The following is a 13,240-nucleotide window of genomic DNA, read 5'->3' as shown; positions in this document are numbered from 1 at the left end:
TTTTACTGCATTTCATAGGCTATGTTTGCAGCTCTTTCTTTGTATGCCTGAAGAGGTTCCTGCTTTTGTGATGTTTGCGATTTACCTAAAAATTTTTCTAAATCTTCATGTCTGCTTTGTAAAATCTCATCAAACTCCTTTTGGGATGCCGGCTTGTTATCTGTAAATTTGTCCAGAAGTATATTGCCGTTACCCATAAGAACCAGGTAGCTTTGATTGCCAAAGTCAAGCATAACAACACTGTTCTTCTCATCTATGGCTTTTTGAAACCGTATACTGACATTTTGTTCTGTCATATCAGTGTTGTCATTTTGTAAAGGGGATTTTTTTGTGTTTTAAAGAGCCAGTTGTTATTTGATGTTTCCGTATTAGCAGGGAGAGGTTTCATTTTTTTCTTGATATATAAAAGTATAAGAATTCCAAGGATTAAAATCGCAACCACAATATAATAACTTGAAGACATTGCGTCATCCTTTTTTGTCGGCAATGCACTGAGTGAATTTACAGAAGAGGATGATGCTTTTTTAAAAGTTGATGATTTTACAGCTGTTTTGTTTGTAAAGCGCAATCTCAATCCGTAGCCGTCAGATGTTTTTGAAGCAATAAGTTTTGTTGATGGAGATATAGAAGCAACAATCAGGGTTTCACTGTTAAGAGGTGTGATAGTCAATGAGTGTAAATACTGGGAAGAGACTTTTTTTATTTTTGGTGATTCTATCGTGGCATCTTCAAGTTTTATGATGATTTTTGATTTACTGATACTCTGCTTTATCTGCCCGGTGTAAGGTGTATCAAAAGTAATCATGACATCGGCTCTGTCAGTTCTTTCATAAATATTATAGCTTAAAATTTTTGAAGCATACAGGGAAAACGGCAGATAAAAAGTAATAAAATTTTAATCATAATCTCTCTTTTGACAGGTAGTAGAGTACAGCACTTGAATCCAGCACTTCATTGATACGGATAGCGAGGTTTTTTTCGTAAACCATCACTTCTCCTTTTCCTATAATACGTCCGTTGACATAAGACTCAACACTCTCTCCTGCCGGTTTTTTTAAATCGATAATAGATCCTTTTTCAAGCTTTAAAACTTCTGCAACACTCAACTCGGTCTCTCCCAGATCAGCAATAAATTCAACTTCCATGTCTAAAATACCGGAGTAGTCCATCCATGAAAGTTCTTCTTGCAGGTCAAATTTTTTTGTATCAGGCATCTAATTCCTTAATGGCAATAATGAGTTCGGCATTGTCTATATGAACGACTTTGCGCTCATCAAAGCTAAAGTCAAATTCTCCGACTTTTGCAAAATGAGGCGTTCCCATTGTATATGAGATTCCAAGTCCTTCAGCAATGACTTTGGCGCTTCCTATAATAAGATTGGCAGTTTCAAGTGTCATTTCCTTGAGCGTCTCTTCATCACTTTTTTCTTCTTCTAAAAACAGTTTTGAAACTTTCTGCATAAAATCATTGTCAGAAGCTATATAACCCTGTAGCGCTTCTGGTCTTGAGTTTGTACATCTATGTAAGCAATAAGTGTTCTCTTGTTTGTCGGGGCATCTTTTATTTCGCATGAAGCGCCGATTTGATGTATGCAAAAGTTTTTTGCTGCTTCTTTTAAGCTCTCTAGCATTATCTACCTTTCTTATAATTCATAGATTATACTTGAATGAAACACAAAGTAAAATTAAACTATTATTTATATTGGGGTATAATTCCAAAAAAGTTATGGATAATAATGATTGAATTAATCTTGCTTGGTACTTTTGTCGGTTTGCTGTCCGGGCTTTTTGGAATAGGCGGTGGAACAATTCTGGTGCCACTGCTGCTATTGCTTGGGTATGAAACAAAAATTGCCATAGGCATTTCGGTTATTCAGATGGTTTTCAGCTCTGTTTACGGCAGCTATCTGAATAATAAAAAAGGAACACTTGATGTCCTGATGGTTGTTATTATTGGACTTGGCGGTTTTACCGGTGCCCTTTTAAGCGGTAATATTACGGCAAGTTTCAGTGACCAGACCTTGGAAATGGTCTTTTTGGCATTTGCTGCATTTGCACTTATTCGCCTTTTTATGAAAACACATGACTATAAACACGAAAAGAAAGTAAACAAGGCAGTGCTTTTTGTCACAGGTTTTGTCATAGGGGCAATAAGCATGTCCATAGGGGTAGGTGGGAGTCTGATTCTTGTCCCTATCCTTGTTGGGTTTTTACATGTACCTTTGAAAAAAGCTACATCAGCAGGACTGTTCTTTGTTGTTTTTTCATCTGTTTCGGGGTTGATATCGCATACACTGCATGGGCATGTTGATTATACAAGTGGAATCATTATAGGGTTGGCATCATTGGCAGGTGTGTATGCAGGCATACATTTAAAGCATCATATCTTAAATGTATCTCTGCAAAAAAAACTCTTAACTGTTCTTTATCTGATTATTGTAATATATTTGCTCTATAGAATTTTTTGAGGTATAAATGAAAAAAAAAGATGTAATTAAAATCACCGGCGCGCGCGAAAACAATTTAAAAAATATCAATTTGACAATTCCTAAAAATGAATTGATTGTGATGACTGGACTCAGTGGAAGCGGGAAGTCTACTCTGGCTTTTGATACGCTCTATGCAGAGGGTCAGCGCCGCTACATGGAATCACTCTCTTCGTATGCAAGACAGTTTTTAGACCGTGTAGGCAAGCCTGATGTTGACAAAATAGAGGGGCTCACACCTGCTATAGCCATAGATCAAAAAACAACCTCAAAAAATCCGCGTTCAACTGTCGGAACAATTACGGAAATATATGATTATTTTCGACTGCTGTATGCCCGTGTCGGTATTCAGTACTGTCATAAATGCGGCAAAAAGATTTCTCAAATGTCGGCTTCGGATATAATTGGCGAAGTTGCAAAGCTGCCTGAGGGAGCAAAACTTTTCCTGATGGCACCGCTTGTAAGAGAGAACAAAGGTGCCTACGCAGACCTGATTGAGTCACTTGTGCATAAAGGCTATGTCCGTGCTCAGATTGACGGTGTTATGGTACGTCTGGATGAAGAGATAGAACTCTCAAAAACAAAAAAGCATACGATTAAAGTAGTTGTTGACAGAGTGATTGTCAAAGAAGAGAACAAAGAACGAATCGCATCAGATGTGGAAAAAGCGCTCAAAGAAAGCTACGGCGAACTGGAAGTGGAAATACTCAACTATGAAGAACTCGGCTGCCCTCAGCATATTCACTATTCGGAACATAACGCCTGTTTTGACTGTAAAATAAGCTTTGAACCGCTTGAACCTTTGAGCTTCTCTTTTAACTCTCCAAAAGGCGCCTGTTCTGAATGTGACGGTCTTGGCATACGTTATGCACTTGATATTGACAAGATTATTGACAGTGATCTGAGTATTGAAAAAGGTGCTGTTAAAATTGTTTACGGTTTTAACAAAGGTTACTATTTTACCTTTTTAAAGGGTTTTTGTGCACATAATGACATTGACGTTACTGTACCGTATTCTGAATTGCCATTGCACCAGCAAAAAGCGATTTTACACGGCAATATAGATGAAGTAGAGTTTTTGTGGAAAAACCATAAAGTAAAAAGAATATTCCCGGGTATTATCCGTATAGCCTATGATATGCTTAAAGACGAAAAAGAACTTGCAGACTATATGAGTGAAAAGGTCTGTGATGTCTGTGGCGGGCACAGGCTCAAACGCGAATCTTTGGCAGTGAAAGTGGCTGATACAAAAATAGCACAGCTTCTCGAAATGCCGATTGCCAAAACCTATGAATTTTTTGCCAATGATGAGAACTTTTCCTATTTCGACAGACAGTCAAGAATGATAGCAGAGCCTATTTTAAACGAAATCAAAGAACGACTTTTCTTTCTTTATGATGTAGGACTTGGCTACATTACTTTGGGTCGTGATGCCAGAACCATAAGCGGCGGAGAAGCGCAAAGAATTCGTATTGCCTCACAAATCGGTTCGGGACTTACAGGTGTTATGTATGTACTTGATGAACCTAGTATTGGACTTCATGAGAGAGACACCTTGAAACTTATCCGAACACTCAGAAGCCTGCAGGAAAAAGGAAACACCGTTATCGTGGTTGAGCATGACAAAGAGAGACCATAGAAAATGCAGACTTTATAGTAGACATAGGAAGCGGTGCGGGAAAATTCGGCGGAGAAGTTGTTTTCAGCGGAACACTGGAAAAATTGAAAAAAGCAAAAACACTTACGGCTGACTACCTTTACGGACGTAAAAAAATCGAGTATTTTTACAGACGTCCGCAGGAAAAATGGATAGAAATCAAAAATGTCACTATTAACAATATTGAAAACCTGAGTGCGAAAATTCCGCTTAACAACTTTGTCTGCATCACAGGAGTCAGCGGCAGCGGAAAAAGTTCTCTGATGCTTCAGACACTTCTTCCGACGGCAAGAGAGTTGCTAAATCATGCACGTAAGGTCAATAAAGTTGCCGGTGTAGAAATAAACGGACTCGAACATGTAGACAAGGTTATTTATCTTGATCAAAGCCCGATAGGGCGTACTCCAAGGAGTAATCCGGCAACCTATACCGGTGTTATGGATGAAATCCGCAACCTTTTTGCTCAGACAAAAGAGAGTCAGATTCGCGGATATACGGCATCAAGATTCTCTTTTAATGTCAAAGGCGGTCGGTGTGAAAAGTGTCAGGGAGAGGGTGAAAACAAGATAGAAATGCACTTTTTGCCTGATATTATGGTCAAATGCGATGCCTGTGGCGGGAAACGCTATAACCAGCAGACTCTGGAGGTTTTTTACAAAGGAAAAACCATCGCCGATGTGCTTGCCATGAGTGTGGATGAGGCTTTTGAATTTTTTAAACCTATTCCTAAGATACACCAAAAAATGAAAACACTTGTCGATGTAGGACTTGGCTATATAACTTTGGGTCAAAATGCCGTAACGCTCTCAGGCGGAGAAGCGCAGAGAATCAAACTCTCAAAAGAGCTCAGCCGTAAAGATACAGGAAAAACGCTTTATATTCTGGATGAACCGACAACAGGTTTGCATTTTGCCGACGTTGACAGATTGACAAATGTACTGCATAAGTTTGTCGAACTCGGTAACTCTATGCTCATCATTGAGCATAATCTTGATATGATAAAAAATGCCGATTATATTATAGATATGGGTCCTGAAGGCGGCAGCGGCGGGGGACTCATAATAGCGGAAGGTTCCCCGGAAGTGTTGGCAAAGAACCATAAAAAAACAGGCTCTTACACCGGTGAATATCTTGAAAAAGAGTTAAAGTTACATTGAAAAAATAATAATAATTTCACATTCATATGTTAAAGTATTAAAAGTGACTACTTTATTGGAGGATGTGAAACAATGTTTGGAAAAGTTCAGCTTAAAACTAGACTCTATGTAACTCTTGGAGGTTTGATATTTCTTATATTTATAGTTGGAGAATGGAGTTTATGGCAATCTTCTCAGATAAATAAACGAGTAAGTAATATTTATACTCAAGAAGTGATCCCTTTAGAAAACATATCACACCTTAAGGGGGCTCTTTATAGGATTCGAGATAGAAGTTTACGACTTCTTGATGCTAAAGATCCTTTAGAAATTATACATCACCAAGAAATCATATCTCAGCAAGTAAAAAGAATTGAAGAAGAGTTAGATAGCTATGATAATACAAGACTTTCAAATGAAGAACTTTTAGAACTTGAAAAATTTAAAGTAAATTTTCACGAATATCTTTCCATTATTTATGAAAAAATCTATCCATATCTTTTAAAAAAAAGTGAAAATGAGCTTGAGCCAATTCTCTACAAAGAGGCTATTTTTGAGTTTCGTCAAGCAAGAGAAGCACTCAATGAACTCTCAGAATACCAGATACAAAGAGCAAAACTGAGACACCAACACTCTGATGAGATTTTCAGTAAGCAAGTTATTATAATTCAGCTTATTATTTTAGTTATAGTGGGTTTAAGTGGTTTTTTTGCAAAAATGCTCATGAATTCTATTATAGAACCAATTAAGCAGATAAATGACGTACTTGCTACCATTTCTCATGAAGATTTTTCTAAGCGTATTCGTGTTACATCAGAAGATGAATTAGGAAAAATGTCCCAGATGCTTAACAACAGTATAGCAATGCTACAAACTACTTTCCAGGAACTTTCAATTTTAATAAATTATGATAAACTAACAAATCTGCCAAATCGAAAAATGTTTCAAGAGGAGATAGAGAAGTGTATAAGCAAATGTCTTAAGAGTAATGAACTCTTTGCAGTGATGTTTATTGATGTTGATAATTTTAAAAATATTAACGACACTTATGGACATACAACGGGAGATAAACTTTTAGAGATTATTGCAAAAAGGATGAAAACACATATTCGCTCCAACGATATACTTGCACGACTTGGTGGTGATGAGTTTGCTATACTGCTTCAAAATATCAAAAATCCAACAGTACCTGGCAATATCGCAAATAAAATTTTAGATACTATGCAAAAACCCATCTATATAGACCAGCATACTATCTTTACCTCCATATCTATCGGTATATATGTCTCAGACCACCAAAATGAATCAAGGGAAAAGATACTCTCATATGCTGATGTTGCGATGTATGCTGCAAAAAATTCAGGAAAAGCAAAATACATCTATTTTAATAAAAAAATGTATGAAAAACAAGAATCTGAAACATTGTTAGATATTCAACTAAGAGATGCTGTACAAAACAAAGAATTTCGAGTATATTTCCAGCCTATAGTCGAGCCAAAAACAGAAGCACTCTACGGCGTTGAGACACTACTACGATGGGAGAGAGATGGAGAAATAATCTCCCCTGCTAAGTTTATAGCCAAACTTGAAAGTAATGGGATGATTCTTGATGTTACTTATATGATTATAGAAGAGGTTTTTGAGATGATAGAGCGAAGAGGCTTTAAAAATGTAGTTTCCATAAACCTTTCCATCTTACAGTTTTATGATGAAAACTTTATCCCATTTTTAAAAAGAGTATTACAGAAGTATCCATCAATCAACCCTCAAAAAATCTATTTTGAGATAACAGAGAGTGTTTTTGCTCAAAACAATGATCTTATTTTTAGCACTATGGAACTTATTAAAAAGTTAGGCTTTAAGTTTTCTTTGGATGATTTTGGGACAGGGTACTCTTCATTGTCTTACATTAAAGACTATCCAATCAATACTATAAAAATAGATAAAAAATTTGTTGATAATCTTTTAGATGATGTAAGAGCACAAGAACTACTTGAAGGGATTGTCTATTTGGCAAAAACACTGCATCTTACTATTGTTATAGAGGGAGTTGAAGATGCTGCAACACTCAAAAGTGTCACAAAACACAACAGTGTAAAAATTCAAGGCTACTATTTTTACAAACCAATGACAAAGGAGTCATTTGAGAGACTTTTAGATTAAATATGAAATATATTTCATATTTAAATCATCATAAATTCATATCGGTTTGCTAGTATTAGATAACTTTAAACAAAGGTGCTTATATGTTGAAAAACATTACTATTAAACAACAACTCCTCATTGTTCCTGTCGTTATCTCCCTTGCATTTATCTATCTTTATTTTGCTATTGATTCTAACTTGGACAAACTTGAAGATAAAAGTCAAAAAGCTTCTATCTCCAACAAAATCGTCAAAGAGATGCTTGAAGCAAGAATAAACGAAAAAAACTATATACGACGAAAAGATGCAAACTATGCAAATGAGCTTCAAAAACTTGTGCAAGAGAGTTTACAAGAAGCAAAAGCTTTAAAGAAGAGTTTTAAAGATCCACAAAACAAACAGCTTGTTCAAGATGTTATAACAAACATAGAGCAGTACCTTCATCTGTTTAAAAAGTTTCAAAAACTTCGAGATGCTTCTTTAGAAGAAGAGGCAAAGATGGTAAAAGAGGCAAAAGATGTCGAAATTATCGCTTCAAAAGTAAGAGATATTCAAAAAAGACAGCGAGATAAAGTCATACGCACCTCAAAAGATGTACGAGTTATAGCAGATGAGATAGAAGAGGCATCTTTAGCGAACAAAATAGTAAAAGAGCTTTTGCTTATGCGAATAGCAGAGAAAAATTACCTTCGCCGTAAAGATATAAAGTATCAAGACCAGGTAGAGGCGTATATTAGAAATATTGAAAAGCTCTCTTTACATGTAAAAGATATTTTAGGCTCTCCAAAAAACAAAAGAATGATAGATGATATTTTGAAAGCTTTGAGTGAATATAAAAAAGCTTTTTATACTTTTAGTGAGCTGCGAGAGAAGTCACTTCAGGTAAATAAGCAGATGAAAAAAGAAGCACAAGAGGCTCAAGAAGCTCTTGTTACATTAAGAAAAGATCAAAAACAAGAGAAAGAGAAACTTGCTCAAAGTCTTCAAATGCAGTTGATTACTCTTTTTATAGCTATAGGTTTAGGTGTTATTGTCTTTATGCTTTTTGTATCTACTACTATTAGTAGAAACCTTATGCAGATAGCGAATGCTGCAAAAAATTTAGCTTCTGGAGATGGTGATTTAACAAAGAGAATCCATATTGAAGGTAAAAATGAATTGGCTAATGTTGCCAAATATATTAATCAATTTATTGAGAAGGTTCAAAATGCCATAAGTGAAGCTAAAACAGTCAGTAATGAAGCCTCATCAATATCAAACGAACTCTCTGCTACATCTTTAGAGATTGGCAAACGGGTAGAAGATGAAGCTACTCTTGTAAAATCTATCAACAACGATACAGATCAAACAACACAAGAAGCAGAGTTTGTTGATGATACAGTTCAAGAGATGCAAAAGATCTCACAAAACTCTTTTGAAGCATTAAGCCAAACTACAGAAAAAATAAATGCCCTTATTAGTACCGTAAAAGACTCCAGTGTAAAAGAGGAAGAACTTGCACTCAAGATGCAAGAGCTTAAAGAGAGTACCAATGATGTAAAAAGCATACTTGAACTCATAGGCGATATAGCTGAACAGACAAATTTGCTCTCACTCAATGCAGCCATTGAAGCAGCACGAGCAGGAGAGCATGGACGAGGTTTTGCTGTTGTTGCTGATGAAGTAAGAAAGCTTGCAGAGAGAACCCAAAAAAGTCTTACAGAGATAAATGCCACCATCAATGTTGTTGTGCAGTCAGTTGATGAATCAAGCGATAATATGCAAGAAAACGCAAAAGAGATAGCTCAAGCAGCTGAACAGGCAGGTGATGTAGAAGAGAGCATAGACAGTGTTATGGATGCTATAGAAAAATCAAAATCAATGGCACAGGAGAGCTCTTTAGCTGTAGATAAACTCAAAAACAGAGTTGTTGACATCTCCAAAAATATGGCGAAGCTCAATGATGTATCTATCACTAATGCAAGAAGTGTTGAAGAGATTGCTGCAGCAGCTGAACATCAAAATGATATCATTGAAAAATTAAATGCCCAACTTAGCAGTTTTAAAAGTTAGAAAATGCACAAGCTAGTACTTATTGGCGCATCAACAGGTGGACCAGGGCATATAAAAAAAATAGTCCAAAAACTAGATAAAAATACTAAAGCATCATTTGTCATAGCCCAGCATATGAATAGTAATGTAATGGAGAGTTTTACTACAGAACTCTCAAGTATTTCCAAGCTACCTCTACACCTTGTAGAAGATAAAACAAAGATTGAACCATCCTCTATCTATATATGTAAAACAAGTTCAAAGTTCTCAATCCAATCAGATTCTATCTATTTAGACTCTTTAGATAAAGAGACACTCTATACACCAAGCATTGATGCTCTTTTTGAGTCTGCACTTGGATGTTTGCCTCAGTATGGAGTTACAGCTGTGATTTTAACAGGTATAGGTGATGATGGATCAAAAGGGATGGATTTACTTTATAAGAAAGGGGCATTGTGCATAGCTGAAAGCAGTGAGAGTGCTAAAGTTTATGGAATGCCAAAAGCAGCATATGAGCAAAATCAAAACATTGAAATCATGCATATTGACAATATAGCCAAATATCTTCAAAATGTTTAATTTTTTTAGAAAAAAAGCTTTAAACTCTCTTGAGTATTCTCACGAGACTAATAGTGTCGAAGTAAATAGAAGTGCTAAAAAAGAACTTTATATATACATTGAGAAGCAATCAGGAATAATTTTAGATGAAAACAAACCTCTTATTGAACAAAAAATAGTTGATTATTGTAAAAATAATAATATAGCCTCTTTTTCTAAACTTCTTGAACATATTCAAGAGAGTACATTTAATTTTGAAGAGTTTATAACCCTCATTACGATTAATGAAACCTACTTTTTTCGTGAGCATACACAGATTCAAGAAGCTTTAGAAAATTATAAAAATACTCATAAAAAATTACATATTTTATCTCTCCCATCTTCAACAGGAGAGGAAGTTTATAGCATTGTTATTACTGCATTAGAGATGAATATAAGTAATTTTACAGTTGTCGGAGTTGATATTGACAAAAATGTTATACAAAAAGCAAAAGAGGGGATCTATAAAGAGCGTTCACTTCATAGAGTCAAACAAGATATTATAGAAAAATACTTTACAAAGAAAAATAATAGTTTTTATGTAAAAGAAGATGTTAAAAAGTTTGTAGAATTTCATATTGCCAATATATTTGAAACAAATCTTACTAAGCTTGGAAAATTTGACATTATTTTCTCTCGTAATATGTTTATATATTTTAATGACGAGAAGAAGATACAAGCATATAAACATCTCCAAAAGTTAAAAAAAGAGAATACAACAAACATTTATCTAGGACATGCGGATGTATCAAGTCAACTAGAACATTATATTAGGAGTTGAAGTATGAAAAAAATCTTTTTAGGTACTGCTTTGGTAGCATTTATATCTGTCAATATGCAGGCAGAAATTATTGCTGATAGACCAGGTTTTAGTACAGGAACATATACAGTGAAACCTGGAAAGTTTAATATTGAGATGGGATACAATTACACTTTTGACACACTTTCATCGAAAAACAATACTCAAGATTTTCCTCTTTTTGAACTTCGTACAGGGGTTACAGAAGATATTGAATTTGATTTTTTATGGGATGGATGGAGTACTACAAAAGATTTTAAGGAGAGCCCTACATCTGATATAACCATAGGTGGAAAATATAGCCTCATTAAAAATGAGAAATATAATTTTACATTTATGACACTCGTAACATTGCCGACAGATACGCAGAGCAACTTTAAAACAGAAAATATTTCACCACTCGTTGGGTTGTTGTGGGATTATACACTAAATGAAACTGTTTCATTTTTTGGAACATTTCAATCGAGTACTTACAGGGATGAAAAACGAATCTATGATTTTCAACCTGCAACTGGGATTACTTTTAGCCATACAGAGAAGTTTGCCAGCTTTATAGAACTCTATTCCATCATACCATCTTCATCAATAATACCTACGGAAAAAGTAGTTGATGGAGGTTTTACATATTTACTACAAGAGAATATTCAACTTGATATAAACGGAGGATTAGGACTCAATAGAGAGTCTGAAGACTTCTTTGGACTTGGCATTGCAATAGGGTTTTAACTAGTATAAAACTTGATTCCTACAAAGGTTCCTTTGCCTTTTTTGCTGCGAATTTTTATAGAGGCACTGTGAAGTTCCAAGATCCAAGTTGCCAAGCTAAGTCCAAGTCCATACCCATCACTGTTTGAAAAGGCATTTTCACCTCTATAGTAAGGATGAAAAATTAACTTGAGTTCTTTTTTATCTATTCCTATGCCGTAATCAATTATTGCAAGAAAAATAAAGTTTTTCTTTTTTCTAAGGATAATTTTTATCCTCTTGTTTGGTAATGAATATTTTATTGCATTATCAATAATATTTCCAATAGCATGTTGAAGTAGTTTTTCATGACCGTGTATTGAGATTGCCTGATTGATCTCTATATCTATTTTTAGGTGTTTAGCTTCTATCTCACTTTTTTTTGTGTCCAATATAGAGTAGAGGATATCATTGAGTAAAACCCGTTGCATAGAGTTGTTGAGCTTTTTTATATTGTTGTTTGAGACATAGAGCATTTGAGAGACTATGTTTTCAAGACTATTTATTTTTTGTATAAATGCTCGCAACTCTGTTGCAAGATTATCTTGAAGTGCTGTGTAGTAAAGAGAGTATTCTAGCTTAGCTTTAAGCTCAGCAAGAGGTGTTTTTAGCTCATGTGCCATATTCGCATTAAATGATTGTGCAACTTTGTTTTTTTGATTCAAATAAAAAATTATTTTATTTACCTCTTCTACAAACTGTTTAATCTCTTGAATGTTTTTAGGTATACAAAGCGGTTGGATATTATCATGTAAAATCTCTTTTTCAATACTGACAATAGTATCTGTTATATAACTATTGAGATGCACTAGTTTTATTTTTAGCCAGAGAAAGTAGAGAATGGTAAAAATATTAAATATAATGTAGTATTTTATATATGGCTCTAAAGAGTTCAAATTTTCTAAAAAAAACTATATGAACTAAAAGCAGTGTTAGTAAAAAAAGAACTTTTTTATATCTCAAAAGTCTACTCAACAATTTTATAACCAATACCTCTTACCGTGTGTATGATTTTTGTATCTTTAGAACTTTCTATTTTTTTTCTGAGATTATAAATAGTAACATTCAAAAGATTTGGGTCTATAAAGTTTTCCATATTCCATATATAATCTATAATCTCGGTTTTTGAGACAACACTGTTTTTTCTTTTCATTAGTAGCAGAAGAAGATTAAATTCATTATTTCTTAATTCTATAGTTTTATCTCCTTTTTTTAGCTCTCTTGACATAATGTTGAGCGTCAAGTCTCTTGCTTTGAGAATATGACTTTTTATGTTAGTTGAGCGTTTTGAGAGTGCACGGACTCGAGCTACAAGTTCTATGAAACGAAAAGGCTTTGTGAGATAATCATCTGCTCCCTTATTGAGTCCATCAACAATATCGTCACATGTACTACTTGCACTAAGCATCAATAGAGGAGTGTTATTTTCATTTTTTCGGAGTTCATAGCAAAAAGAGCTTCCATCTCCATCTGGCAGTATTTTATCAAGAACAATAACATCATAATTTTTCATTTGAATATATGAGCTGGCTTCATCTATTAATACTACACTATCAACGCAAATCCCTTCCTCTTGTAAACCTTTTGTAAGTATTGCTGCTAGTTCCATATCGTCTTCAACTAAAAGAATATTCATTCATTAACCT

Annotated in this window: 13 protein-coding genes and 1 pseudogene; 7 read left to right on the top strand and 7 right to left on the bottom strand. The window is 34.7% G+C overall.

Going from position 1 to position 13,240, the window contains the following annotated elements; all coding sequences use genetic code 11:
• Positions 1-2: 2 nt before the first annotated feature.
• From MLC44_RS07890 to MLC44_RS07870, 5 genes are all read right to left on the bottom strand, one after another.
• Positions 3-296, bottom strand: a complete 294-nt coding sequence (locus MLC44_RS07890) for a hypothetical protein (protein ID WP_434656830.1) — start codon at positions 294-296, stop codon at positions 3-5.
• A complete protein-coding gene (locus MLC44_RS07885) occupies positions 293-805 on the bottom strand; it encodes a hypothetical protein (protein WP_434656827.1) in 513 nt (170 codons plus the stop codon). Before MLC44_RS07885 ends, MLC44_RS07890 begins: the two co-directional genes overlap by 4 nt.
• A gap of 94 nt (positions 806-899) precedes the next feature.
• On the bottom strand, positions 900-1,214 hold the full coding sequence (fliN, locus tag MLC44_RS07880; protein WP_151900200.1) for a flagellar motor switch protein FliN: 315 nt from the start codon (positions 1,212-1,214) through the stop codon (positions 900-902).
• Complete coding sequence (locus MLC44_RS07875) at positions 1,207-1,461, bottom strand: hypothetical protein (protein ID WP_434656824.1); 255 nt, start codon at positions 1,459-1,461, stop codon at positions 1,207-1,209. The genes fliN and MLC44_RS07875 overlap by 8 nt, the downstream gene beginning before the upstream one ends.
• Before the next feature lie 17 nt (positions 1,462-1,478).
• Positions 1,479-1,631, bottom strand: a complete 153-nt coding sequence (locus tag MLC44_RS07870) for a hypothetical protein (protein ID WP_434656821.1) — start codon at positions 1,629-1,631, stop codon at positions 1,479-1,481.
• Positions 1,632-1,736: 105 nt separating this feature from the next.
• On the opposite strand from MLC44_RS07870, the gene MLC44_RS07865 reads away from it, so the two are divergent.
• From MLC44_RS07865 to MLC44_RS07835, 7 genes and pseudogenes are all read left to right on the top strand, one after another.
• The gene (locus MLC44_RS07865; RefSeq protein ID WP_151900202.1) at positions 1,737-2,468 is read left to right on the top strand and encodes a sulfite exporter TauE/SafE family protein; all 732 of its coding nucleotides are present in this window, start codon (positions 1,737-1,739) and stop codon (positions 2,466-2,468) included.
• A 7-nt stretch (positions 2,469-2,475) separates the two neighbouring features.
• A pseudogene (gene uvrA / locus MLC44_RS07860) lies at positions 2,476-5,300 on the top strand (excinuclease ABC subunit UvrA).
• A gap of 72 nt (positions 5,301-5,372) precedes the next feature.
• Positions 5,373-7,442, top strand: coding sequence for an EAL domain-containing protein (locus MLC44_RS07855; RefSeq protein ID WP_151900204.1), 2,070 nt, complete (start codon positions 5,373-5,375; stop codon positions 7,440-7,442).
• Positions 7,443-7,525: 83 nt separating this feature from the next.
• Entirely contained in the window at positions 7,526-9,475 is a 1,950-nt protein-coding gene (locus tag MLC44_RS07850; RefSeq protein ID WP_151900205.1) for a methyl-accepting chemotaxis protein, read from the top strand.
• A 3-nt stretch (positions 9,476-9,478) separates the two neighbouring features.
• Positions 9,479-10,033, top strand: a complete 555-nt coding sequence (locus MLC44_RS07845; RefSeq protein WP_434656817.1) for a chemotaxis protein CheB — start codon at positions 9,479-9,481, stop codon at positions 10,031-10,033.
• Positions 10,026-10,832 (top strand): CheR family methyltransferase, encoded by an 807-nt coding sequence (locus MLC44_RS07840; RefSeq protein ID WP_434656814.1) that lies wholly within the window; start codon positions 10,026-10,028, stop codon positions 10,830-10,832. The genes MLC44_RS07845 and MLC44_RS07840 overlap by 8 nt, the downstream gene beginning before the upstream one ends.
• 3 nt (positions 10,833-10,835) lie before the next feature.
• Positions 10,836-11,576 carry a transporter gene (locus MLC44_RS07835; protein ID WP_151900208.1) on the top strand — a complete coding sequence of 247 codons (741 nt, stop codon included), beginning with the start codon at positions 10,836-10,838 and terminating at the stop codon, positions 11,574-11,576.
• Here the strand turns inward: MLC44_RS07835 and MLC44_RS07830 are convergent.
• Positions 11,573-12,403, bottom strand: a complete 831-nt coding sequence (locus MLC44_RS07830; protein WP_434656810.1) for a sensor histidine kinase — start codon at positions 12,401-12,403, stop codon at positions 11,573-11,575. The genes MLC44_RS07835 and MLC44_RS07830 overlap by 4 nt on opposite strands.
• 158 nt (positions 12,404-12,561) lie before the next feature.
• The gene (locus MLC44_RS07825) at positions 12,562-13,230 is read right to left on the bottom strand and encodes a response regulator transcription factor (RefSeq protein ID WP_151900210.1); all 669 of its coding nucleotides are present in this window, start codon (positions 13,228-13,230) and stop codon (positions 12,562-12,564) included.
• Between the last annotated feature and the right edge of the window lie 10 nt (positions 13,231-13,240).

The sequence above is a fragment of the Sulfurimonas sp. NW9 genome, assembly GCF_051132275.1.
GTDB classification, from domain to species: Bacteria; Campylobacterota; Campylobacteria; order Campylobacterales; family Sulfurimonadaceae; genus Sulfurimonas; species Sulfurimonas hydrogeniphila.
The sequence above is the reverse complement of the archived record's forward strand: the minus strand, read 5'-3'. Positions and strand labels throughout refer to the sequence as shown.